The 23673-nt window shown below is 68.4% G+C and carries 25 protein-coding genes and 1 tRNA gene; 10 read left to right on the forward strand and 16 right to left on the reverse strand.

Annotation, left to right across the window (positions count from 1 at the left end):
- Nucleotides 1-124: 124 nt before the first annotated feature.
- Nucleotides 125-961 (reverse strand): 16S rRNA (cytidine(1402)-2'-O)-methyltransferase, encoded by an 837-nt coding sequence (rsmI, locus tag A5655_RS21435; RefSeq protein ID WP_067013511.1) that lies wholly within the window; start codon nt 959-961, stop codon nt 125-127.
- Nucleotides 962-985: 24 nt separating this feature from the next.
- Here rsmI and A5655_RS21440 point away from each other — a divergent pair, with 24 nt between their 5' ends.
- On the forward strand, nt 986-2545 hold the full coding sequence (locus A5655_RS21440; RefSeq protein ID WP_067013513.1) for a dolichyl-phosphate-mannose--protein mannosyltransferase: 1560 nt from the start codon (nt 986-988) through the stop codon (nt 2543-2545).
- Nucleotides 2546-2661: 116 nt separating this feature from the next.
- Nucleotides 2662-3510, forward strand: coding sequence for a hypothetical protein (locus A5655_RS21445; RefSeq protein WP_067013515.1), 849 nt, complete (start codon nt 2662-2664; stop codon nt 3508-3510).
- A 56-nt stretch (nt 3511-3566) separates the two neighbouring features.
- Here A5655_RS21445 and arcA read toward each other — a convergent pair whose 3' ends face one another.
- Nucleotides 3567-4778: an arginine deiminase gene (gene arcA / locus A5655_RS21450; protein WP_067013517.1), complete on the reverse strand. Its 1212-nt coding sequence runs from the start codon at nt 4776-4778 to the stop codon at nt 3567-3569.
- 70 nt (nt 4779-4848) lie between these two features.
- On the opposite strand from arcA, the gene A5655_RS21455 reads away from it, so the two are divergent.
- Entirely contained in the window at nt 4849-5445 is a 597-nt protein-coding gene (locus A5655_RS21455) for an alpha-ketoglutarate-dependent dioxygenase AlkB (RefSeq protein ID WP_197508763.1), read from the forward strand.
- Here A5655_RS21455 and A5655_RS21460 read toward each other — a convergent pair.
- The 3 genes from A5655_RS21460 to A5655_RS21470 are packed head-to-tail and all read right to left on the reverse strand — an operon-like array spanning nt 5442 to nt 7823.
- Nucleotides 5442-6098 (reverse strand): DUF5642 family protein, encoded by a 657-nt coding sequence (locus A5655_RS21460; protein ID WP_067013521.1) that lies wholly within the window; start codon nt 6096-6098, stop codon nt 5442-5444. The two genes, A5655_RS21455 and A5655_RS21460, sit on opposite strands and share 4 nt — an antisense overlap.
- Before the next feature lie 27 nt (nt 6099-6125).
- The gene (locus A5655_RS21465; protein WP_067013523.1) at nt 6126-6800 is read right to left on the reverse strand and encodes a DUF5642 family protein; all 675 of its coding nucleotides are present in this window, start codon (nt 6798-6800) and stop codon (nt 6126-6128) included.
- A 6-nt stretch (nt 6801-6806) separates the two neighbouring features.
- Nucleotides 6807-7823, reverse strand: a complete 1017-nt coding sequence (locus tag A5655_RS21470; protein ID WP_156764975.1) for a GNAT family N-acetyltransferase — start codon at nt 7821-7823, stop codon at nt 6807-6809.
- Between the two features lie 78 nt (nt 7824-7901).
- On the opposite strand from A5655_RS21470, the gene A5655_RS21475 reads away from it, so the two are divergent.
- The gene (locus A5655_RS21475; RefSeq protein ID WP_067013527.1) at nt 7902-8648 is read left to right on the forward strand and encodes a class I SAM-dependent methyltransferase; all 747 of its coding nucleotides are present in this window, start codon (nt 7902-7904) and stop codon (nt 8646-8648) included.
- Here A5655_RS21475 and A5655_RS21480 read toward each other — a convergent pair.
- On the reverse strand, nt 8645-9778 hold the full coding sequence (locus A5655_RS21480; protein WP_067013529.1) for a M20/M25/M40 family metallo-hydrolase: 1134 nt from the start codon (nt 9776-9778) through the stop codon (nt 8645-8647). The genes A5655_RS21475 and A5655_RS21480 overlap by 4 nt on opposite strands.
- Before the next feature lie 160 nt (nt 9779-9938).
- Between A5655_RS21480 and A5655_RS27415 the strand changes: the two genes are divergently transcribed.
- The gene (locus A5655_RS27415) at nt 9939-10172 is read left to right on the forward strand and encodes a hypothetical protein (RefSeq protein WP_082978795.1); all 234 of its coding nucleotides are present in this window, start codon (nt 9939-9941) and stop codon (nt 10170-10172) included.
- Between the two features lie 2 nt (nt 10173-10174).
- On the opposite strand, the gene A5655_RS21485 is transcribed toward A5655_RS27415, so the two are convergent.
- The 3 genes from A5655_RS21485 to A5655_RS29155 all read right to left on the reverse strand — a co-directional run bounded on the left by A5655_RS21485 (nt 10175) and on the right by A5655_RS29155 (nt 13175).
- Nucleotides 10175-10750 (reverse strand): hypothetical protein, encoded by a 576-nt coding sequence (locus A5655_RS21485; protein WP_067013531.1) that lies wholly within the window; start codon nt 10748-10750, stop codon nt 10175-10177.
- Nucleotides 10731-12659 carry an alpha/beta hydrolase gene (locus A5655_RS21490; RefSeq protein ID WP_067013602.1) on the reverse strand — a complete coding sequence of 643 codons (1929 nt, stop codon included), beginning with the start codon at nt 12657-12659 and terminating at the stop codon, nt 10731-10733. The genes A5655_RS21485 and A5655_RS21490 overlap by 20 nt, the downstream gene beginning before the upstream one ends.
- A 384-nt stretch (nt 12660-13043) precedes the next feature.
- Nucleotides 13044-13175 (reverse strand): hypothetical protein, encoded by a 132-nt coding sequence (locus tag A5655_RS29155; RefSeq protein ID WP_255362022.1) that lies wholly within the window; start codon nt 13173-13175, stop codon nt 13044-13046.
- On the opposite strand from A5655_RS29155, the gene A5655_RS21495 reads away from it, so the two are divergent.
- Complete coding sequence (locus A5655_RS21495; protein ID WP_156764976.1) at nt 13162-16056, forward strand: hypothetical protein; 2895 nt, start codon at nt 13162-13164, stop codon at nt 16054-16056. The genes A5655_RS29155 and A5655_RS21495 overlap by 14 nt on opposite strands.
- Before the next feature lie 23 nt (nt 16057-16079).
- On the opposite strand, the gene A5655_RS28020 is transcribed toward A5655_RS21495, so the two are convergent.
- From A5655_RS28020 to A5655_RS21525, 7 genes are all read right to left on the reverse strand, one after another.
- A complete protein-coding gene (locus A5655_RS28020; protein ID WP_156764977.1) occupies nt 16080-16550 on the reverse strand; it encodes a DUF732 domain-containing protein in 471 nt (156 codons plus the stop codon).
- Nucleotides 16551-16815: 265 nt separating this feature from the next.
- Complete coding sequence (locus A5655_RS21500) at nt 16816-17034, reverse strand: hypothetical protein (RefSeq protein ID WP_156764978.1); 219 nt, start codon at nt 17032-17034, stop codon at nt 16816-16818.
- Nucleotides 17035-17123: 89 nt separating this feature from the next.
- Nucleotides 17124-17199 (reverse strand) — tRNA-Ala (locus A5655_RS21505).
- A gap of 50 nt (nt 17200-17249) precedes the next feature.
- The gene (gene glpR / locus A5655_RS21510; RefSeq protein WP_067013604.1) at nt 17250-18257 is read right to left on the reverse strand and encodes a gephyrin-like molybdotransferase receptor GlpR; all 1008 of its coding nucleotides are present in this window, start codon (nt 18255-18257) and stop codon (nt 17250-17252) included.
- A gap of 153 nt (nt 18258-18410) precedes the next feature.
- Nucleotides 18411-19064, reverse strand: a complete 654-nt coding sequence (locus A5655_RS21515; protein WP_082978800.1) for a GNAT family N-acetyltransferase — start codon at nt 19062-19064, stop codon at nt 18411-18413.
- A gap of 21 nt (nt 19065-19085) precedes the next feature.
- Nucleotides 19086-20366 carry a gephyrin-like molybdotransferase Glp gene (glp, locus tag A5655_RS21520; RefSeq protein WP_067013539.1) on the reverse strand — a complete coding sequence of 427 codons (1281 nt, stop codon included), beginning with the start codon at nt 20364-20366 and terminating at the stop codon, nt 19086-19088.
- A gap of 33 nt (nt 20367-20399) precedes the next feature.
- Complete coding sequence (locus A5655_RS21525; protein WP_067013541.1) at nt 20400-21311, reverse strand: UTP--glucose-1-phosphate uridylyltransferase; 912 nt, start codon at nt 21309-21311, stop codon at nt 20400-20402.
- A gap of 77 nt (nt 21312-21388) precedes the next feature.
- Between A5655_RS21525 and A5655_RS21530 the strand changes: the two genes are divergently transcribed.
- From A5655_RS21530 to mscL, 4 genes are all read left to right on the forward strand, one after another.
- On the forward strand, nt 21389-21979 hold the full coding sequence (locus A5655_RS21530; protein WP_067013543.1) for a 5-formyltetrahydrofolate cyclo-ligase: 591 nt from the start codon (nt 21389-21391) through the stop codon (nt 21977-21979).
- Between the two features lie 75 nt (nt 21980-22054).
- A complete protein-coding gene (locus A5655_RS21535; RefSeq protein ID WP_067013545.1) occupies nt 22055-22402 on the forward strand; it encodes an FmdB family zinc ribbon protein in 348 nt (115 codons plus the stop codon).
- Nucleotides 22403-22468: 66 nt separating this feature from the next.
- Nucleotides 22469-23137 carry an SAF domain-containing protein gene (locus A5655_RS21540; RefSeq protein WP_067013547.1) on the forward strand — a complete coding sequence of 223 codons (669 nt, stop codon included), beginning with the start codon at nt 22469-22471 and terminating at the stop codon, nt 23135-23137.
- Between the two features lie 65 nt (nt 23138-23202).
- Entirely contained in the window at nt 23203-23667 is a 465-nt protein-coding gene (gene mscL / locus A5655_RS21545; protein WP_067013549.1) for a large-conductance mechanosensitive channel protein MscL, read from the forward strand.
- Nucleotides 23668-23673: the final 6 nt, after the last annotated feature.

Consider the following 23673-nt stretch of genomic DNA (forward strand, 5'->3'; position numbering starts at 1 on the left):
CTGGTGGTCGCGTGCGTGGATGCCGGCGTGCCGGTCCAGTGCCTGCCCGGCCCGCCGCCGCTGCCGCCGCACCCGCAGATCTGCACACCCGGGATCGGTCCGCTGAAGGCCTGCACACCCTGAACTAGTCGTCACGTAGCTGCAAGACCGCGTCGTAGAGCTGGCGCGTACGCACGTCCGGATGCGCCGCGGCCACCTCGCTGCAGGCGTCCTTGACCCGCACCCCGCCGGCGACCAGCTCCTGGACCTCGGCCACCAGCGACGGCAGGTCGGCGCGGGGCGTCGCGCCCGCGAGCACCACGGTGATCTCGCCCAGCACCCCGTCGTTCGCCCACGCCGCCAGCTCCTCGAGCGACCCGCGCACCACTTCCTCGTGCACCTTCGTCAGCTCCCGGCAGACCACCGCCCGGCGGGCGCCGCCGAGCTCGTCCGCGGCGTCGCGCAGGCACGCCGCCAGCCGCCGCGGCGATTCGAAGAACACACAGGTGCGCCGCTCGTCGGCCAGCGAGGCCAACCACGTTCGGCGCGCCGACTTCTTGCGCGGGGCGAACCCCTCGAAGCAGAACCGTTCCGAGGGCAGGCCGGACACCGCGAGCGCGGTCGTCACCGCGGACGGCCCGGGCAGGCACTGGACCGGCACGCCGGCATCCACGCACGCGACCACCAGCCGGTAGCCGGGGTCGCTGATCAACGGCATCCCGGCATCGCTGACCACCAGCACCGTCGCGCCGGCCGTCATCGCGTCGACCAGGGCAGGCACCCGGGTGGCCTCGACCCGGTCGTACAGGCTGACCACCCGGCCGGTGATACCGGCTCCCAGCGCCTTGGCCAGGATCCGCACCCGCCGGGTGTCCTCGGCGGCCACCACGTCGGCGCGCACCAGCGCGTCGATCAGGCGGGGCGAGGCATCCGACGGCTGGCCCAGCGGAGTCGCGCCCAGCAATAGGCGACCGGAGGTCATGACGGACAGCCTACGATCGACGTGATGACCGCCCCGCCCCGCGAAAGCGCCGTCGCCGAGCGCGAGCGTGTCGTACCCCTCGACAGCCCCGGCCCGCTGGTTCCGGTGGCGGAGTTCGGGCCGACCGACACCATCCGCGGCTGGGTCGCAACCGGGGTGATCACGGTGCTGGCGACGGTGACCCGGTTCCTCAACCTGGGCTCGCCGACCGATGCCGGCACACCCGTCTTCGACGAGAAGCACTATGCGCCCCAGGCGTGGCAGGCGCTGCACAACCACGGGGTGGAAGACAACCCCGGGTTCGGTCTGGTCGTGCACCCGCCGGTCGGCAAGCAATTGATCGCGATCGGCGAGGCGATCTTCGGCTACAACGGGGTCGGCTGGCGGTTCACCGGCGCCCTGCTCGGCGTGGTCATGGTGGTGCTGGTGATGCGGACGGTCCGGCGGATCAGCCGCTCGACGCTGGTCGGCGCGATCGCCGGGGTGCTGGTGATCTGCGACGGCGTCAGCTTCGTCACCGCGCGGACCGCACTGCTCGACGGCCTGCTGACCTTCTTCGTGGTGGCGGCGTTCGGCGCCCTCATCGTCGACCGCGATCAGGTGCGACTGCGGCTGCACGTCGCGCTCGCGGAGGGCCGCAGCGCCCAAACCGTGTGGGGCCCGCGGCTGGGCGTGCGCTGGTGGCGCTTCCTTGCCGGGGTGATGCTCGGATTGGCTTGCGGGACAAAGTGGTCCGGCCTGTATTTCGTGGTGTTCTTCGGCGTGATGTCGTTGGGGTTCGACGTCGCGGCGCGGCGCCAATACCAAGTCAACCGGCCATGGCTGGGGGTTTTGCGGCGCGACGTGCTCCCCACCGGGTACGCGCTGGCGCTCATCCCGTTCGCCGTCTACCTCGCCAGCTACGCGCCCTGGTTCGCGTCCGAGACCGCGATCGACCGCCACGAGGTCGGCCAGTCGATCGGCCCGCACTCGGTTGTTCCGCTGATGCCCGACGCCATTCGCTCGCTGTGGCACTACACCGCCAAGGCGTTTCAGTTCCACGCGGGCCTGACGAATTCCGCCGGCAACTACCACCCATGGGAATCCAAACCGTGGAGCTGGCCGATGTCGTTGCGACCGGTGCTCTACGCCATCGACCAGCAGAACGTCCCCGGCTGCGGCGCGCAGTCCTGCGTCAAGGCGGAGATGTTGGTGGGCACCCCGGCGATGTGGTGGCTGGCGGTGCCAGTGTTGCTCTACGCGCTTTGGCGGATGCTGGTGCGCCGCGACTGGCGCTACGCGGCCGTCGTGATCGGTTATTGCGCGGGGTGGCTGCCGTGGTTCGCCGACATCGACCGGCAGATGTACTTCTTCTACGCCTCGACGATGGCGCCGTTCCTGGCCATGGGCATCGCACTGATCTGCGGCGACATCCTTTATGCCCGTGGCCAAAACTCCGAGCGGCGAACGCTGGGACTGATCGCGGTCTGCTGCTACGTGGCGTTGGTGGTCACCAATTTCGCGTGGCTGTTCCCGGTGCTGACCGGCCTGCCGATCTCCCAGCAGACCTGGAACATGGAGATCTGGCTGCCCAGCTGGCGATAGTTTTTGCGGCCCTGCGGCGAGCCTGCGAGATTGCCGTGGTGGCTGTGATTGGCGCGCGATCACGACCATGACGGCAATCTCGGCGGGCTGTCGGTGGTGGCGCGCATCATGGCCGCGTGGCGGGGGTCTTTCTCGGGAGCGAAGCAGTAGCGCGCGGCGCCCTCACGCGCGGCCAATTGCGTTGGAACTACAGGAAGATCCATCGCGATGTCTATCTACCCAAGACCGCGTCACGCTCGCTGAGGGACGACATCTACGCGGCGTGGTTGCGGTCCGGCCGCCGGGGAATCATCGCGGGACGCGCGGCCGCCGCGCTGCACGGAGCCAAATGGGTCGAGGACTTCACTCCTGTTGAGATCGTCGGGCCGTTCAACCATCCGCCGCCGGGCATCATCGTCCGCCGCGAACGCATCGCCGCGCAGGATCTCGTTGAGCGGGATCAGCTGCGACTGACGAACCCGCCGCGTACCGCGTTCGATCTGGCGCGTTATCTCCCGCGCGATCCCGCAGTCGCCAATCTTGACGCGCTATCGGCCGCTACCGGCCTCAGCGCCGCGGACGTAATGCCGTTGATCGAGCGCCACCCGGGCGCACGGGGCGTCCGTCAGTGCCGAACAGCGCTCTCGCTGATGGACGGTGGCGCGCAGTCTCCCAAAGAGAGCTGGTTGCGGCTGATGCTCATCGACGCCGGCTTACCGCGGCCTACGACACAGATTCGGGTCACGGATGGCATCCTCGTCGCGTTCCTCGATATGGGATGGGAAGGGCCAATGGTGGCACTCGAATACGACGGCGACCAGCATCGAACCGATCGGCGGCAATACGTGCGCGACATCCGCCGAGCCGAGATGATCCATCGCCTCGGTTGGCAGGTGATCAAGGTGATCAACGAAGACAGGCCGAACGTCGTCATCGAACGGGCACGCGCCGCCTTGGCCCGGAGAGACGCACCGAGATTGCCGTGAGGGCTGCGATTTGTGCACCGCCACGACCATGACGGCAATCTCGGCGCAAGACGAAACTAGACCGGATCGCGCGCGGCGGGACAGGACATGCACCGCGGGCCGCCGCGGCCGGTGCTCAATTCGGATCCCGCGATGGTGAGCACCTCGATGCCCGCCTCCTCGAGGCGGGCGTTGGTCTGCGCGTTGCGCTCGTAGGCGACGACGACGCCGGGCGCCAGGGCCAGCGTGTTGTTGCCGTCGTCCCACTGCTCGCGCTCGGCGACGAGGGGGTCCAGCCCCGTGCCGATGACCCGCAGCTTGTCGATCCCCATCGCCTTGGCGGCCGCCTCCGGGAACGGCGTCTCGTCGCCGATGGCGACGCCGTCGGGCGTGCGCTGGATGGTGAAGGCCGACAGCGTGTCGACGACGTTCGCGTACATCACCACGGTGTCGGTGTCGACCATCGTGCACACCGTGTCCAGGTGCATCTGCGCGCGCCGCTGGGCGATCGGCACCGCGAGCACCGTGTGCGCGAGATCGTCGTCGAAAAGGCTGCGCGCCAACGCTTCCGCGCCCGCCGGGGTCGTCCGTTCGCCAACCCCGACCGCGACCACCCCGGGGGCGAGCAGCAGCACGTCACCGCCCTCGACGGGGGCGGTGCGCGACTCGTAGGCGCGGCGCACCCCGGTGAACCGCGGGTGGTGGGCATAGATCAGGTCGGTCAACGACGCCTCGCGAACGCGCGCCCGCAGCGCCAGCGTCGGGATCACCACCCGCGGCCCGATCCATATCGACGAGTCGCGGGTGAACACCAGGTTCGGCAGTGGGTCGATGACGAAGTCCGCCCCGTGGTGCATGCGAAGCACCAGGGAGACGTCGGTCCGGGTGTCCGGCGGCAGCTCGTTGAACGTCATGCCGGCCATCAACACGGAGGCCAGCATCACCGGGTCCAGCCCCCGCAGGTAGGCCGAAAGCTCTTGCGCCAGTGGCGTTCCGAGCCGACGAGCGTCCACCGCGGCCGCGACACCCTGCATCCGGGCGGCCCCGCTGTGGTTGAGCGCCTCGGTCAGCAGATCCGACAGCAGCAGCACCTCGACGCCCCGGGAACGCAGCAGCTCGGCGAACTGGTCGTGTTCCTCCTGCGCCCGCGCGACCCAGGGCAACCCGTCGAAGAGCAGCTGGTCGTTGTTGCGCGGATTGAGCCGGCGCAGCTCCGCGCCGGGGCGGTGCAGGATAGCGACCCGCAGCGCGCCGACCTCGGAATTGGTGCCCAGCTCAACAACACCCACCCTGAAAACGGTAGCGGGTCGCCGGGCCGGCCCCGTCGCCATCGAACGGATGTGCGATAAACTGGGCGCCGTGAGCATCGCGGTTCAGGGCTCGCTGTTCGAGCACACCGAGCGCAGGCAGCTCGGTGAGGGCGCCTTCATCGAGATCCGCGCCGGCTGGCTGACCGAGGCCGATGTCCTGCTCGCCGACCTCCTGTCGACCGTTCCATGGCGCGCCGAGCGCCGCCACATGTACGACCGGGTGGTCGACGTGCCGCGGCTGGTCAGCTTTCACGACCTGACGGTCGAGGATCCCCCACACCCGCTGCTGGGCAAGCTGCGGCGGCGGCTCAACGACATCTACGCGGGCGAGCTCGGCGAGCCCTTCACCACCGTCGGGCTGTGTTGTTACCGCGACGGCGCGGACAGCGTCGCCTGGCATGGCGACACCATCGGGCGCAGCAGTTCGCAGGACACCATGGTGGCGATCGTCAGCCTGGGCGCGACACGCACTTTTGCGATGCGGCGGCGCGGTGGCGGGCCGTCGCTGCGGCTGCCGCAGGCGCACGGCGATCTGCTGGTGATGGGCGGGTCGTGCCAGCGCACCTGGGAGCACGCGGTGCCCAAGACGTCGGCGGCCGTCGGCCCCCGCGTCAGCATCCAGTTCCGGCCCCGCGACGTCCGCTAGGAACGGACCGCGGCCACCGCCTTGACGAGCAGGTCCCGCGCGCGTTGGGTGTCGATCTTGGCCACCGGCTGGTCGGGAATGACCAGCGGATTGGCGATGACGATGACCTGGAAATCACCGAATTGAGCCGAATAGTCGTACAGCTCGCCGGTGCGGGCTCCCCCGCCGACCACGGCCTGCAGGACCCGGTGCACGCCCGTGGTGCGGGCCCCGTCGATGTGCGGGGCATCGATCACCTCTATGCCGCCGCGCACCCCGGTGCCGGCGAATGCCACCTTGGCGCAGTCCTTTCCGGGGTCGTTGAACGGCAGGGCTTTTGACGTCTCCAAGGCGATGACGACGAACCGGTTGCCGTTGCCCTCGGCGGATAGGGCGGCCATGTTGCCCTGCAGGTCGGGTGGCATGTCCGGGCCCACCGCCGCTTTCGCGCAGTTCGCCGGGTCGAAGGTCAGGCCGTCGGGCAGTTTTCGGGCCGAGAGCAGTTTGGGGTCGACGCCCCGAACGGGAATGTCGGTCACCTTGTAGTCGGGCCCGAAACTCGACTTGACGTCGGCGACCTTGCCGATGTCCGCCTTCACGGGTGCGGGATCGCTGCCCGACGAGCATCCGGCGAGCACGCACACGGATGCGGTCGCGAGCAACACCTTCAACATCGTGGCCAATCTACCCAACGGGGATGCTCAGCTGCGCAACGTGGACACCGTTTTGACGAGGAGATCGGCGGCGAATTGCGCCGGCAGCGCGGGCAGCGCCGAACCGGGGTCAGTGGTCAGCGTCGTGAACGCGTAGTAGTTGCCCAGATACGCGGTGAAGATGTATGCGCGCGAATCGATTTCGGTACCCGATTCGACCGACGACTTGGTGTCGGCAACCATGCCGATGGTCGCGACGCCGTCGATGCGGGGGGCATCGACGAGGTGCACGGTTGCCGTGGTGTGCCCGTCGCTCATGGTCCACCGCCCGCACGCCGCCACGACGCCCTGGTCGAGGTCCACCGGCCCCGGCAAAGTCACCACCACCGCGTCGACGATGCCGCCGGTGCCCGACCCGGAGAAGCCCTGCGCGGACTGGTCGCGTCCGTCGCCCGGGTCGGCGAGCGTCGCGCACTGCGGCGGCTTGGCCCTCGCGTCGGCTCCGAGGCTCCAGACCACCCTCGGTGTGAGCCCGCTCGGGATGCCGGTGCTCACCTCGTAGTGCGGGGGCAGCTCGCCCACCACCCGCTTGATGTTGGCGGGGTTGACCTTCGAGTCGGGGGCGGCGGCAGGTTTGGAGGGTGTGGCGGACGGCGCGTGAGCGGGCCCGTGTGAGCACGCCATCAGCAGGACCGCCGAAATGCCAATCCAGAAGGGCCGCATGCCCGTTCAGCCGACCGCTTCGATCACTTGACGGGCGACGCGCTTGATCTGTTCGGCCATCTGGCGCCCGAAGATCAGCCGCTGGGGCACGTCGATGACGGTGGTGATGACGCCGACGTCCTCGCGCTCCCACACCGCGCCGTAGTGGTCCATGATCGCGCGCATCGGCGCGTTTTCGGAAAGCATTCGCGCGGAGAACCTTTCGACGCCGTCGACCCTGGCGGCGATGGACAGCGCGCCGATCAGGAAGCTGCCGATGCCCCGGCCCTGATAGGCGTCGGCGACGGTGAAGGCGATCTCGGCGGTCGTGGGATCGTTCTCGTCGCGCACGAAGCGGGCGTCGGCCACCGGGTTGTCCCCGTCGGTCACCACCCACACGAAGTGGTCGACGTAGTCGACCTCGGACAGGTAGTGCAGCAGCGCCGGGGAGGGAATGCGGGCCGTCATGAACCGCCGATACAGCGTCTCGCTGGAGAACTGGATGTGGCCGTGCACCGTGCGCTCGTCGTCGCCCGGCAGGACCGGGCGCAGCATCAGGCGGGAACCGTCGCGGACCTCGATGGGGATCGGGGTGATGAATTCGGCCAGACGCTGGCGCACGGTGCGCAGCAACCGCGGCATGACCCCGGGCAGGTGCACCATCCGGGTGAAGGCGTCGTTGTCGCCGATCCAGCCGGTCAGCGGTTCGGCCGTGGTGACCGTCGCGATGCGCGGGATGTTCCGCAACAGGGCGATCTCTCCCACGATGGTTCCGGGCGATACCTCCCCGGCGTTGATCGTGCCGTCGTTGTCGACGCGCTTGATTTCGGCGGTTCCCGACGAGATGAGCAGGAACGAAACCGCCTGCTCGCCCTGCTGCATCAGCACCTGGCCGGCGGCGGCGCGCAGCGGCTGGAGCCGGGCCGCCAGCGGCACCAGCTCCTCGATTGGGCAGCCTTCGAAGATGTCCATCGTCGCGAGCTCTTCCGCCCGCGCTCCGGTCAGTTCGGCCACTGCGATGTCCCCGCTGATCCGTATTGTCATCTCGGCCCTTGCCCACGTTATGGGTTGCGTTCCCGGCGCGGCAAGGATGACACCGCGTGCGACGGTCAAACTAGACGCATGAGCCAGGATCCGGTCGAGTCGACGCGCGGCCTCCTCGAGACGGCCGCGGTGTTGCGGCACGGCTTCCTCGACGTGCTGGGCGAGTCGACGAGTACCCCGGCTCCGACGTTTGCGCAGCGCGCGATGAACAGCCAGTTCGTCGCGACCGTCTACGAGCGGCTGTGGCGCCCGACCGCCTTCTACGTCGCCAGCGGGGTCACCACCCGCGCCGAACAGCGCCGCGCGGCGTCGGCCCTGCGTCTCGACAACGCCGCACGGTTGCTCGATGTCGCCTGCGGGCCGGGCAATTTCACCGCGCCGCTGGCGGCGGAGCTGCGGGACGGCGGCCTAGCGGTCGGATTCGACATCTCCGAGCCGATGCTGACCCGCGCGGTGCGGGACAATTCCGGTGCGCGCACGTGCTACGTCCGGGGCGATGCCCGGGCGTTGCCGTTCGCCGACGAAACATTCGACGCCGTCTGCTGTTTCGGCGCGCTGTATCTGATGCCCGAGCCGTTCGGGGTGGCCCGCGAGATGCTGCGGGTGCTCGCGCCCGGCGGCCGGATCGCGATCCTCACCAGTTACGCCACCGGGGCGCCGCCGCTTCGCCGGGTGCTGACGGGCGGCGCTCGCGTGATCGGCCTGGAGATGTTCAACCGCGACGCCTTCGTCGAGCTGTTCTCCGCAGCCGGCCTCGTCGACGTCGGGCAACAGACGCAACGCGTGCTGCAGTTCGTCGCCGCCACCAAGCCGACCGGCGGCTAATGCGTTGTGCCCGAATTGCTTTCGGGCCCCAGCACGAAGTCGACGACGACCGCGGCCACGTCGTCGATGGCGCGCCGCGGCACGACCTCGAAGCCGTGGGTGCTCAGCGTGGGCAGGCACAGCAGGCCCGCGCGCGGCGTCAGCCCGCTGGCCTTGGAATGGGAGGCGTCGGACATGAACGCGCCCAGGACGGCGGCCTGCGGTTCGAAGCCCCGCTCGGTGGCGATCTCCATCAATCGGTCGGCGACGTCCTTGTCGTAGACACACATGGCGTCGCTGTAGCCGACGATCGGGCCGCCGGTGACCGTGGTCCCGTACTCCTGCTCGGTTGGCCCGACCTCCAGCGCGATGGTGAGCTTGCCGGGCAGCGTGGCGCTGGCGTGAGAGCCGCCCACCCCACCGATCTCCTCGTTGGTGGTGAACACGAGGTAGACGTCGTCGTCGGGCCGTTCTCCGCGCTCGCGCAGCAACTGAGCGGCGCGCAGCAGGGCGGTCACCGCGGCGCGGTCGTCGAGGAAGTAGCAGCCGACGTAGTCGCCGATCTCGACCAGGGTCCGCTTGCTCCGTTCGACGCACACCCGCGTGCCGGGGTGCACGCCGGCGGCGGCGAGCTCCTTACAGGTGCGGCCGGTGAAGACGTAGACGTGATGCCAATCCAGCGCCTGGTCGCCCTGGTCCGGTTTGGTTTGCCAGATCCGTGGGCTCTCCTTGGTGGTGTGCTCGGAGCCGAGCGTGAGCACGGCGGTGAGCGTCTCGTGATCGCCGAGCACGGCGACGGGGCCGAGCCCGAAATTCCCCGGGTACATCGTGCCGAGCTGTGTCAGGTGCAGTGATCCGTCGGGTTCGATCCGTTTGACCAGCATGGACAGTTCGTCCATGTGCGCCATCACCCGCGTCGCGCCGCTGGGCCCGGCGGTCGATCGGTGTCGGTGCGCGGTGCCCTCGCGACGACCATCCGCGGCGACGTAGCCGATCAGGTTCCCGGCCTCGTCGGTCCACATGTCGTCGACGACGGGTTGCAGCTCGCGGGCACAGACGGCCCGAACCTCGTCCTCCTGGCCGCACGGCCCGTAGGTGTGCAGCAGCTCTTTGAGCAGCGCGTCGGTCGCGTCGGGATCTCGGGGCGCCATCCGGTCCTTTCCCGTCACTGGGCTGGTCGACAACTGGACCAGTACCCAAATTGGAAATCGGCAACCCGGTGTCCGATCACAGCGATCCCGTGGAGTCCCGGGTCCTGTGCTGCGCGATTGAAAGTGGGTATTCGGGTTCCACGGTGTAAAGGAGACCAAAGTGGCGAAAGATCATGGGTCGAGCGTCAAGAACGACAAGCAGTACGAGGGTCTGCGCAAAAAGGGGATGAGCAAGTCCCGAGCGGCGGCAATATCTAATTCGCCGGGCGCCTCCAGCAGGGGCGGAAAGAGTTCGGGCAGGAGCCAAAGCAGCCGTAGCAGCGGTAGTGGCAGCGGCGGTAACCAGTCCCAGAAGAAGGCCGCGGGCCGCAAGGGCGGCAAGAAGTCCAGCTAGCCTCAGCGCGCGGTCAGCTGGCCGGTGATATCGAGCCCCGCGCCCGGGTCGTGGTGGTGGTCGGTCGTGTCCCGGCATTCGCCGTACAGGATGATCTGCCCGCGGCTGTGGTCCGACGGCAGGAAGCTCATGTTTGCGGTCACGCCGTTCTTGTTCAGCGTGGTGCCGTGGTAGTGCTGTCCGGGTGGGGCGCCCTCGCTCCAGCCGCGTGCCCGCATCGCGTCGCGGATGTGCTGGAAGTACGCGTCGGGGTCGCCCTGCAACAGAAACCCGATCGTCACCCTGCCCTGATAGGGCGGATCGCCCTGGTCGTTGCAGGAGGCGAACGAAAACCCGCCGTCGACGCCCTGCAGGTCCGCGGCGGCGACGATCTCCTTGGCCGGCTCGATCACCTGGGCCTTGGTCTGGTCGTCGGTCAGGGGGTGGGCGGAATCGTCGAAGGGGTTGGAAGAGCCCGAGGAATGCGGTTTCGGAAACACCAGCGAACACCCTCCTAACAGCATGACGACGACCACCGTCGCGGCGAGCCGTGCTCGCCGCGACCAAATGCGTTGCCGCTCAGTGGTGGTGTTGGTCATCGAAGACATGATCATCGGTAACAGATCCCGGCGCCCGGCCCCACTCCGGGTCGATGACGACACCGGGTATCCCGGGGCCGACCGGACCCAGGCCCGGGATGTTGACCTTGCCCGGCTGATAACGGTGTTGGGCCGTCAGGCCGTCGGATTCCAGCGCGTCGCCGTGGCCCGAGGTGATGTCGGCCATGCTGTGCAGCGCCTCGCTGCCGGGATGGTAGTAGTACGAATGGTCGTGCGGATTGATGCCGTCGGAGCCGGGGACCTCGGCGCGGAACCGCACCGATCCGAATCCGTCGGCCGCGGGGTCGGCGCCGAGGCCGGGCGTCAACCCGAGCAGTTGACCGCCGATGTTGTCCCGGTTGACGTAGTGGCTCAGGCCATTCAGCTCCCCGAGCATGCCGACCGGATCCGTCGACGCGTCGCCCACGTACACGTGGCCGCCGTCGAGATGGAAGCTGGCGGCGTTGGGTGCGAGGTCGGTGCCCGGGCAGCCGATGAGCACCGCATCGTTGGCGTGCATGTGGCCCAGGGCGAACGCGTCGGCCACCGTCGTCGAGCCGTACGAGTGGCCCAGCACCGTGACGTGCTGGCCGCCGCCGAGGTGCGTGGCCCACAGGCCGTTGACGTCTTGCGCCAGGGACTGACCGCCGGTGCGGGCCAGCGCCGGGGTGGAAATCCGCTGGACGTCCTTGAAGTCGTTGGGGGCGTCGTATCCCATCCACGCGATCACCGCCGTGGGGTTTTTCGGGTCGGCGGCGTTGGCCTGGCCGAAGAGGTTGAGCGCGTCGTTGTGGCCGTCGTGCAGCCAACCGCCCTTCACGCTGCTGCTGGTGCCCGGCACGATCACCGCGGTGTTCTTGGCCAGGTCGGGGTTGCCGATGGCGATCGCGGCGCGGCCCTTACCGCCGAAAGCCAGTGGGTCATAGGCGAATAGGAACACCGGGTTGTGGCCATGATCCGAGTCGCGGTCGAGGCCCTGCTTGGTCTGATCGGCGTTCTGGTAGCGGGTGACGTCGGTGGCCGACAGGCCGTACTTGGCCGGGTCGCGCAGCACGTCGTCCGGGGAGACGCCGAAGCGGCCGGCGATGTCGCGGACCCGGTTGAGGTCCTGGGTCATCACCGCGATGTTGGCGTCGCTGCGCGCGAGGACCGGGACTCCGTTGACATTGCCGATCTGATCCGGGTGCTCGGCGATGAGTTGCTGGCGCTCCCCCGGCGTCAACGATGTCCACCACCTGTTCACGTCCTCCGGACTGGTGCCCGGCGGCGGAATCTCGGGTTTGGCGTCCACCGCCTGCAGAACCTCGGGGTCGTAGCCCTCGGCGCGCAGCGTGGCCAGCGCCCCCTGCAGGTAAGCCGAATAGCCATCGCGTATCGATACGATCTGGCCCAGAGCGGATTTGGTGTCGGCGATGGCCTCGTTTTCGAGGTCGGCGATGTGCAGATCCAGCAGCTTTCGCTCGCCCGCGGTCAGGTGGACGTCTTTCTCGGCCTCCACCGCCTGGCCGATCTCGTTGTCGAGCTGCTGCAGCTGACCCTCCAGCGTCGAGATCACGCCCGCGCCGGTTCGCTGCGCCTCGGCCAAGGAGGCGGCGATGCTTTCCAGGTCGGAGCCGATCTTGGGCAGCTGCAGGGACTGCGCGCCCAGCGCCTTCGTCACCCGCTGCACCTCGGCGGAGTCGTTGATCGGGTGGTCGCCGTCCTCGTGGTTCCAGGCCGCCTCGAAGCGGCGGCGCGCCTCCTCGAACGAGGCGCTGGACTCGGCGGTGCACCGACCCGCGGCATGGAAGGCCTCCGCCAACTCGGAGATCTGCGCCGGCCGACCAACCTGAAGGCTCTGGTTGATCAACCACGGATCGCCGCCCGCCTCGGCGATCAGCGCCGGGACGCTTATGTAGCGCAGCTGCACCGCACTGCCCGTCGCGAGCACGGGGAATCTATATCGACATGCATCGCGATCCCCCTTTCCGAGCTGGTGACAACGCTACTACCGCGACTCCGGTCGCATAGACGGAAATCCTGTCGATCGACAGGAAACGCGGCGGCACCCGGTTGGGGTAGTGGCTTACGCTACTGCGTCCTCCGCAGTGGCGGTTTGGTAAACGAGCGCCTACGCGCTTGAACACCGACTCGAATCGAAGAGGATCGCCATGTCGGATACCGAATCAGCGAAACGGCGGGCAAGCCGACTCGTCCCAACGGCGGCCGCATCAATCTTTGTCGCGGTGGGGCTGGCAATAGCGGTGCTTTCCTGGCCACGACCGGGTTCGCCGTCGGCGGTTGCGAGGTACGTCTACGGCGGCGGGTCACCGGATCCGGCCGTCGTCGACCAGGTTCGGGCCGCGTTGTCCACCGACTTCTGGTTCATCGCCGGGTACGGCCTGGCGCTGGCCGGGTTTGCCTGGATCTTCTTGCTGTGGGCCATCTCCGCGTTCGGCCAGCTGTCAGCGAAATACGTCGCGGTGGCGGTGGGACTTACGGTCGCCGCTGACCTCGCCAAGCATGCGCTGCTCGATTGCGCCATCCGCCACCACGATTCGGCGAACTTGGTCACGGCGGCAGCCGCGGCGTCGATCGTCAAATGGTGCGCGGGACTGCTGGCCCTCGGCGGGTTCCTCGCAACGTTGGGAGTTTTCCTGCGCGCGCTGGTGCCCTGGTCCCGGCGCCTGCGGGAGTGGGTGTCCGAACGGGCGGAGAGGTGGCGCTGGCTTGGGGCCTGCTCCTCCGCGCTGACGTGGCCGTGGCGCTGGTTGCGAACCCGCGTGCGCGAGGTGGCGGCGCGGTCGCGGTGGTTCCAAGCGTGCTCCCCCGGCAAGACCGAAATCGCCTGCTCCGGTAGGACCGGCGCCACGTGGTGGCGCGATTTGTCACCGAAACCTCCGCCCAGGCGGGTAAAAACGGACGAATTGAGCTGGGGCAACGCATATTACGTACCCGGCGCCGAGGACATCCGGAAGTCCCGGGAGGGTGACCCGGTCCAGGCCATTTGCCTGTCCGGTGGCGGGGTGCGATCGGCGTGCATTGCCATGGGTGTGACGCAAGAGTTCTCGAAGGCGCCTCCGATCAAGTTGACGCCGAAAATCAGGCGGCGCTTTCGCCGCAGAGCGGCAGCTCCCAAGCTCATCGACGCCGTCGACTACGTGATATCGGTATCCGGCGGCGGTTACACCGCCGGGGCGCGACTGCTGGCCGTGCACGACAATGAAAGCCCTTTGTTGTCACAGCGTTTCGAGGAGGGATCACCCGAGTTCGACCATTTCCGGCGGCACTCGAGCTATATCGCGGACTCTCCCGGAGAATTGCTCCTCGCGCTGACCAATGTATTGAAGAATTTGACCGCATCGATGGCCATCCTCTTCACCCTGCCAGCGGTGCTGGGCTCGGTGCTCGGATATCTGCTTTCTCGTTCCGTCTTCTCCTTCGCCGTAATGGTTCCGGTGCCGAATCAAAAGCTTGATCGCTCGCCCTCTCTCCTTTGCCTGACAGGGCATTCCGCTTCGTGGTACGCCGTCGCCGCCTTCGCGCTTCTCGCCGTCCTCTTCACGAGCGCGGCGATGCTCGTCGAGTTCGTATCGTGGAAAAGATGGAGCGAGTGGCTCAAGCTCCGGCTGCAGAGCCTCGCGCTGGGCAGCGCGGTATTCGCGGTGCTGGTTCTGGCGGTGGTCGCCGGATTGCCCGCGTTGATGCGGCTCTGCTGGTGGCTAGGTGAGCGCACGCCAGGAAATCAGGGCGGCGCCGCCGCGGCCGTCTCGGGGTTGGTCGGCCTGAACTACCTGGCGGCGATCGCCGCAATGGTGTGGAAGGACCGCGACTGGCTGTCGAAGGAGGCGACAAAACTTTCGTCGTTGAAACGGCTGTTGCCGCCGGGCGTCGTCGCATTGATCCTGGTGATGGCGACCCTGACCGTCCTGCTGGTCGCGTGGCTGGTCGCCCTGGGCTGCTTCGCCGCGAGCGTGTTTCAGCACGCCACCGCCGACGGTAAGGAGAACGCCCTTGTCCAGATGCCGTTCTCCTCGTGGTGGCTCCCGGTACTGCTGCTGCTGACCATGCTGTGGGTCGGCTCGGTGGATATCGCCTCGATCAGCCTGAATCCCTTTTATCGGTACCGATTGGGCCAGGCGTTCGCCGTCCAGCGCGTCAAGCACGCCGACCACTGGCACGCGGAAGCCTACGACCGCAACAAATTCACCTGGTTCAACGAGTTTGGCAAAGTGCCCGCCGGCGGCCCCAAGTTCGTCTTCGCGGCCGCGGCCACCATCGCCGGAAAGGACAAGCCCGCCCCGGGACTGAACGCGGTGTCCTATGTGCTGAGCCACGACTACATCGGCGGCCCCGACCTGGGATGGCTGAAAACCCCGAAGCTGTTTCGCGAAGCGCCGCCGAGAATCAAGCGCGATCTCACCGTCCTGACGGCGGTCGCGGTGAGCGGCGCGGCATTCGCCTCGGCCATGGGCCGCCATCAGAAAGGATTCGAGAAGCTGCTGGCCATCTCGGGCGCCCGCCTGGGCACCTGGCTGCCCAACCCGAGATTCGTCGCCAACCTCGCGGGCGCCGAGAAGGACGAATGCATCGACCCCGCGGACAACAAGAGGCCCTGGCCGAGGTCGCTGCCCGCCGTTCGCGGCGCCGGCTATTACTACCGCGAGCTGCTGGGTTTCAACTACAGCGACGGTCGGCTGGTGCAGGTCACCGACGGCGGCCACTACGAGAACCTCGGGCTGGTCGAGGCGCTGCGCCGCCGCAGCCGACTGATCTTCTGCGTCGACGGCGGGGGCGACACGCCGCCCTTGGCCAGCGGGCTGGCCGACGCCCTGCGGCTGGCCGAATACGAACTGGGCGTGACGATCACGTTCGACGATTTCCCCGGATACTCCTTGCGCGACCTCACGCCCGGCGCCGGCGAGCCGTTCAAAAAGGGCGACCCGTTTTACAGCTTGAAAGACCGGCTCGCCAAAAGGACCGTCGCCGTCGGCCTGATCACCTACCCGGCGGCCTCCGGCCTCACCGAAGAAGAACGTCGCGGCGTCCTGATCTTCACCAAAGCGGTGCTGTGCCGGGATTTCCCCGAGTGGCTGTTGACCTATGCCGCCTCCAACGGCGTGTTCCCCCACGACCCCACGTCCGACCAATGGTTCAACGAAGGGCAATTCGCCGCCTACACGGAGATGGGACGGATCATGGGGCGCCAGGCCTTGAAGTGCGTCGAGTTCCTGACGAAGGTTGGAAAAATCTCAAATCCGACGGCGCCCGACCTGGAGAAACTCTGTGGAGCCAAAGGGCGAACTGCCGAACCAGCGCTTGGCTGATCGATCGTTGCGAATTGTGCCGGCTAGCGAGGTGGAACCGTGCTGGCGCCTGGCGTCATAAGCGGGATGGATGGAAGGGTATGACCGCCGAGCGCTTGCAGCTGGGATGGCATTTGCCCGTTGGCGAGCGATTGCATGAAGCTCGGGCACTGCGTCTGTATCGCCAACGTGGCCACAAATCGGGCCATGCCTGGCGAAAGTCCCGTGCTTCCCGTCAGCTGCGATGCTATCGACGCTAGCGTCGCACCCGGCTGCACCAGCATCGGACAGATCGACTGCCCGGCAGCGACACCGGCTGATCCGTTGGGCGAGTCGGCCTGCGCGACAGCAGGAAACGCCGCTGCAGCGGCGATGAGGCCCGCCGCGACTGCTAGTGGACGAAGCGCCGCCGAAGCGGCGTCGATGATGCCTGCCCAGACCGTCCGTTGGCGAACCACCGAGGAGCGACGAACCGTCTGTGTATTCCATGGGCGGTACATCATCAGTGCCGTCATTGCGTCGCTCCTAGTTGCTCGCGGAAGTGCACAGCTGCGCACTCATTTCACTTCGGAAATGTTCGGCAATTCGTTACGGCGAGGTTCTGGACGGCGTAGCAGATCGACTGGACGCGGCGATCCAGGCTACTGCGGACGGCTTCGTAAGCCTGACCGAACGCGGGTGCCCTGACCTACCCGATGAAGACCTGGTCGGTGTGGCGAGCAACCTAGATGTGGCGGTTCGACCGCCCAATGCCCGATCGGAAGTTGTGAGGCTATGACCTCATTCGGGCGCTACAACATCCTCCGGCGCGTCACCGAAGTGATCGGCATCTAACGCCGTGGCGTAATACAGCGCGGATATCGACGCGACCATAGAAACCCTCGAGTAATCGCGTTCAGTCGGTTCCTCCGGCAACGCCTGTACGAGCTTGACCGCCATGTCGGCATACTTTTGGGCGGCTTCACGCCATTCGCGCATTCTTTCCGGATCAACAGCCATGCTCTTCAACCCTCCCACGTAACCACTGCGCGCCGGGCTTCACCGACAGTGACGCAGCTAATTTGGACCCCCACTTACCTCACTGAATGTGGTGGAGCTAAGGGGATTCGAACCCCTGACCTACTCGATGCGAACGAGTCGCGCTACCAACTGCGCCATAGCCCCTGACCGCTAGCAGGCTACCAGCCGCGCGGCGAACCGACGAACCGCCGGCGCTACTCGCCGACCGCGCGCGGCAGGTCCCGGGGCCAGCCGAAGGTCCGCATCGGCATCGCGTAGTCCAGGTGCTCGAAGATCGGGTCCTCGTCGTCGATCTCCAGCACCACCGCGCCGGGCCGGCGCAACCGCGAGGGCACCAGGTCGTATTCGCGGTCGTAGGCGTTCTCCACGCCGAGCCGGGCCCGCGCCATCCGCTGCATCCGGCGGCGACGCACCCTCTCCTCGATGCGGGTCTGCCGACGCAGGTACGCCAGGTACAGCATCGTCACTGCGGTGGCGCTGCCGCACACCCACCAGGCCGCCGGCGACACCTCGAACGCGGCGGTGGCCGAGCCGACCAGGAAGACCGCCATCACCATCAGCACCCGCTTGCGGAATGCGTACTTGCGCGCGCTGACCGCGGCCGCGGCCTTGGGGTCGAACCGGCGCCGCCGCGACGCGCCCGCGGCGACGAACGCCCGCGGATCCTCGTCCTCCTCGCGGTCCGCCTCGGGCTCCAAACCCGAGGAGTCCTCGACGTATTCGTAGCGGTCGTCCAGGTCCGCGTCCTCGTCGGTCTCAGCGCGCTCGGCCACGGTCTGAGGCTCGGTCTCGTCGGCGTCTTCGTCCTCCTCGGCGACCGCCCCCGCCGGCAGCGCCCCGGAATCCTCGATGACATCGACATCCAGGTACTCGGGCTCGGCCTGGTCGGTCGCCGCAGCCCGCACCACCACCGGACGCGCCACCTCCTCGGTTTCGGCGTCGTCGTCCTCGTGCTCGGGCTCGGCGAGCTCGTCCTCGGCCGCGTCCTCCTGCGGCTTCCAATCCGGGTCGCTGCGATGACCCGCGGCGGGCCCACTGCGCCTGAGTAGCCGGGAGCCGGCCCCGTTGAGCACCCGGGTCGCCAGGGCGACGTCGCTGGTGCGACGGACGGCGTCGCGTTTGCTGATCAGCATCGGAACAAGGACGAACAGCCAGAGCACCACGAGCGAGATCCACAACAGCGACTGCGGGATGCTTGGCATGATGACTTGCTCCTTACTGGACCCGACCCCCGCGAGGCTCGTCTGTGGCCGATGCGGCTGGACCAAGGTGACCAGCACAATTACACACCTGTAATTTGCCTCTCACAAGCACCAAATGTCACTCGTGTCGCGATAGCCACACGGCGCGGGTCGTCACGCCCAGCTCGCGTGACCGGAGCGGACCAGGGTTGCCGCTACCGATCCCTGCACCTCTTCGACCGTGATGGCCATCAGCAGGTGGTCGCGCCAGGCCCGGTCCACCTCGAGGTAGCGGCGCAACAGACCCTCCTCGCGGAAGCCCACCTTTGCCAGCACGGCCCGGCTAGCGGCGTTCTCCGGACGCACGGTCGCCTCCACGCGATGCAGCATGACCGGGCCGAAGCAGTGATCCAGACCCAGCGCCAACGCCGCCGTCGCGACCCCGCCGCCGGTGGCCGACCTGGGCACCCAGTAGCCGATCCACGCCGACCGCAACGCCCCATGGGTGACATTGCCGATGGTCAGCTGGCCGCAGAAACGCCCGTCGAGCTCGATCACGTAGGGCAGCATGCGCCCCTTGCGGGCCTCCGCGCGCAGCCCGGAACACAACGCGGGCCACGCCGCGACCGTGTGCCGGATCGTCCAATCGCCGTCCGTGCTGGGCTCCCACGGCTCGAGATGCGCGCGATCGGCCAACCGGATGCGACTCCACTGCGCGCCGTCGCGCATCCGCACCGCCCGCAACCGGACGACACCGCCCGGCACCCGCAGCGGCCCCACGTCCGCCGGCCAACCCGGATGACGGGGATTAGAGCGCAACAGGTTCACGAGCATGTGCGGCAGCTTCGCCTAGCCGCGCTGGGCCAGGAACGCGACGTCGACGATCTCGCCGGTGCGGATCTGCTCGGCGCCGCTGGGAACCACGACCAGACAGTTCGCCTCGGCGAGGGTGGCCAGCAGGTGCGACGACGATCCCGGGGCCCCGCCGAGTGCCTGCACCAAATATTCACCGCTGTCCTGGTCGCGCATCAACTGCCCGCGAAGGTACCCCTTGCGCCCGGCGACCGACGTGATCGGCGACAGGGCACGGGCCTGCACGATGCGGCGCATCGGCTGGCGCTTGCCCAGCGACAGCCGGATCAGCGGCCGGACCATCACCTCGAAGACCACCAGCGCGCTGACGGGGTTGGCCGGCAGCAGGAACGTCGGGACGCCCTCGCGGCCCAGCTGTCCGAAGCCCTGGACGGAGCCGGGATGCATCGCGACCCGGACCACCTCCATCTCGCCGAGCTCGGACAGCACCGACCGCACCGACTCGTTGGCCGCGCCCCCGACCGCCCCGGCGATAACCACGACCTCGGCGCGATTGATCTGGCCTTCGACGACCTCGCGCAGCTCTTTGGGGTCGTTGCTGACGATGCCGACGCGGTTGACCTCGGCGCCGGCGTCGCGGGCCGCCGCCGCCAACGCGTAGGAGTTGACGTCGTAGACCTGCCCGTTCCCCGGGGTGCGCGAGATGTCGACGAGCTCGCCGCCCACGGCGATGACGGACAGGCGTGGTCGGGGATGCACCAGCACCCGTTCCCGACCCACCGCCGCCAGCAGACCGACCTGCGCGGCCCCGACGATGGTGCCGGCGCGCACGGCAACGTCGCCGGGCTGCACGTCGTCGCCGGCCCGGCGCACGTAGGCGCCCGACGGGGCCCCACGCAGGATCCGCACGCGTTTGGTTCCCCCGTCGGTCCATCGCACCGGCAGGACGGCGTCGGCCAGGGTGGGCAGCGGGGCGCCGGTCTGCACCCGGACCGCCTGCCGGGGCTGCAGCCGGCTCGGCGTGCGCGAGCCCGCTTCGACCGTTCCCATCACCGGCAGCACCAGCCCGTCGCGCAGGTCCTCGTCGTCGGACGGGGCGCCGAGACCTTCGGCGCCCACCTCGCCGACGCCCAGCACGTCGACGCTGCGCACCGCGTAGCCGTCGATGGCGGCCTGATCGAACCCGGGCATGGGCCGCTCGGTCACCACCTCCTCGGCGCACAGCAATCCCTGCGCCTCGGCAATGGCGACCCGTATCGGCCTCGGGGCCACCGCGGCCGCCGTTATCCGGGCCTGCTGCTCCTCAACAGAACGCACAAGCGCGCCTCTCTGACCTGGCGGGGCGCCCGGCTACTGCTCGGTCAGGCCTAACCGCGCCACCAACCATCGCCGCAAATCCGGGCCATAGTCGTCACGATCCAATGCAAAGTCAACCGCAGCCTTCAGGTAGCCGCCGGGATTTCCCAAGTCGTGTCGGGATCCGCGATGCACGACGACATGCACCGGGTGGCCCTCTTTGATCAGCAGCGCGATCGCATCGGTGAGCTGTACCTCGTTTCCGGCGCCGCGGTCGATGCGGTGCAGCGCGTCGAAGACGGCGCGGTCGAGCACGTACCGGCCGGCCGCCGCGTACATCGACGGCGCGTCCTCGGCCTTGGGCTTCTCGACCATCCCCTTGACCCGCAGGACGTCCGGATTGTCGCCGCCCACAACGGGTTCGACGTCGAAAACGCCGTAGGCGCTGATCTCCTCGGGCGTCACCTCGATGGCGCACAGCACGGTGCCGCCCTGGTCGGCGCGTACCTTGGCCATCGTCTCCAGGACGCCCGTCGGCAACACCAGGTCGTCGGGCAGCAGCACCATGACTGCGTCCTCGTCCGCCGCCAGCCTCGGCTCCACGCAGCTGATGGCGTGCCCCAGCCCGAGCGGCTCGGCCTGCACCACGGACTCCACCTTGATCAGCTGTGGCGCCCGGCGCACCTTGTCGAGCATGGCCTTCTTGCCGCGCGCCTCGAGGGTCCCCTCCAGCACCAGGTCTTCGACGAAGTGCGCGACGACGCCGTCCTTACCCTCGGAGGTGATGATCACCAGGCGTTCCGCCCCGGCACCGGCCGCCTCCGCGGCGACCAGCTCGATGCCGGGGGTGTCGACCACCGGCAGCAGCTCCTTGGGCACCGTCTTCGTCGCGGGCAAAAACCGCGTACCCAGGCCGGCCGCAGGGACGATCGCCGTGAATGGGATCGGAACATCTGGGCGTGACATTGTTCAAACGATAACCCTCGTGGGGTACGACACCGCGGTGTGGCGGCGCGAAACCCCGGCCTGTCATCGTTGAGGGCATGCCACCCGCGAGCAAGGCCGCGTTGCGCGAACGCCTGCTGGCGGCCCGGCGGCGCGTTACCGACGACGTCCGCGCCGCCGAGGCGCGCGAGCTGCACGAGCATTTGGAGGCGGCGGTCGACGGCGCGACCACCGTCTGCGCATACGTGCCGGTGGGCACCGAGCCGGGGTCGGTCGAGCTGCTCGACATGTTGCTGCGTCGCTCGGGACGGGTGTTGTTGCCGGTCGCGCGCACGGGCGCCGACAAGGCGCCGCTGCCGCTGGGGTGGGCTGAATACCGGCCGGGCTCGCTGGTCCCCGGACCGTGGGGCCTGCTGGAGCCGCCCGGACCGGTGCTGGCCGCGTCGGCGCTGCGCGAGGCCGCCCTGGTGATCGTGCCGGCGCTGGCCGTCGACCGTCGGGGCGTGCGCCTCGGCCGGGGCGCCGGCTTCTACGACCGCTCGCTGGGCGGCCGAAACCCGCAGGCGCGCCTGATCGCGGTGGTGCGCGACGCCGAATTCCTCGACGAACTGCCCGCCGAGCGCCACGACGTGCCGATGACCCACGCGCTGACACCGAAGCGGGGACTGATCGCGCTTCCGTGGGAATGATCGCGATCACGTGGCGGTTCTAGCACTTGGCACGGTAGAGTGCTAATTCAAGCCCGTAATCATTCGGAGGTTTTCGTGCCGACTTACAGCTACGCGTGCACCGAGTGCGACGACCGCTTCGACGTCGTGCAGGCCTTCACCGACGACGCGCTGACCACGTGCGAGAAGTGCTCGGGCCGGCTCCGCAAGTTGTTCAATTCCGTCGGCGTCGTGTTCAAGGGCAGCGGCTTTTACCGCACCGACAGCCGCGAGGACCGCAAGAAGTCGAAGGGCTCGTCCAACGGCTCCACTGAGGCGGCGTCGAGTTCGGGGTCCGGCGACAAGGGCGGGTCGAGCGAGAAGAGCGGGTCCGGGGACAAGGGCGGGTCGAGCGACAAGTCGACCAGCAGCGCCACCCCGGCCACCGCGGCCGCCTCGAGCTAAAGCGGTTATCCACAGCGTCAGCGCCGGCCGGCACTGCCGGCGCCCGGCCGCGCTTACCGTTGCCGGGTGGGCGAATCATCGCTGAACCCAAGCGTGTTCAGGCGCATGTCGGCGTCGTTGCGCCCCGACTGGACGCGTACCGTCCTGGCCCGGCGGGTGGCCGCGGGCGGGCTCGTCGTGCTGGCCGGCATCGCGACACTGCGGTCGAATCCCGACGGTGACTACGCCGAGGTGGTGGTGGCGTCGCGCGACCTGCGCCCGGGCGCCGCGTTGAGCCCGGACGACGTCCGGCTCGAAAAGCGTTCGGCCGCAACGATTCCCGACGGGTCGAAGGCAGACCTCGCCGCGGTCGTCGGTTCGACCCTGGCCGGCCCCGCCCGGCGCGGCGAGGTGCTCACCGACGTCCGGCTGCTCGGCAGCCGGCTCGCCGAATCCACCGCCGGGCCCGGCGCTCGCATCGTGCCGCTGCACCTGGCGGACGGCGCCCTGCTCGACCTGGTCCGGGCCGGTGACGTCGTCGACGTGCTGGCCGCGCCGGCCACCGACTCGCCGACGACGGGCCCGGTGGCCAGCAGGGTGGTGGCCACCGATGCCGTCGTCGTCCTCGTGTCGGCGAAGCAGAAGACCCAGGCCGCCGACGCCGACCGCGTAGTGTTGGTTGCGCTGCCGGCTCGCGTGGCGAACGCGGTGGCAGGCTCGGCGCTGGGGCAGACGGTAACCCTCACCCTGCATTGAGTATCTGGCCGCTGTTGGGCACGTGATCGCTGGCAAACTCTGTCCAGACCAGAAAGGGCGTCCTTATGCTCAAGGGGTTCAAGGAGTTTCTCTCGCGGGGCAACATCGTCGACCTGGCCGTAGCGGTCGTCATCGGTACTGCCTTCACCGGATTGGTCACCAAGTTCACCGACAGCATCATCACGCCGCTAATCAATCGGGTCGGGGTCAATCAGCAGTCCAACGTCGGCGCCCTGAAGATCGGCATCGGCGGCGGCCAAACGATCGACCTGAACATCCTGCTGTCCGCCGCGATCAACTTCGTCCTGATCGCGGCCGTCGTCTACTTCTTCGTCGTGCTCCCCTACAACACGCTGCTCAAGCGCGGCGAGGTCGAGCAGGCGGACGACGCGCAAGTCCTGCTGCTCACCGAAATCCGCGACCTGCTGGCGCAAACCGATGGGGACTCGTCGTCCGGTAAGCACGGAGGTTCGGCGGCCACGACACCGCCGCCGGAATACGGACCGCGCGCGGAGGCCGAATCGCGGTGACCCACG

This window comes from Mycobacterium sp. 1081908.1 (assembly GCF_001673535.1).
Classification (GTDB): Bacteria; Actinomycetota; Actinomycetes; order Mycobacteriales; family Mycobacteriaceae; genus Mycobacterium.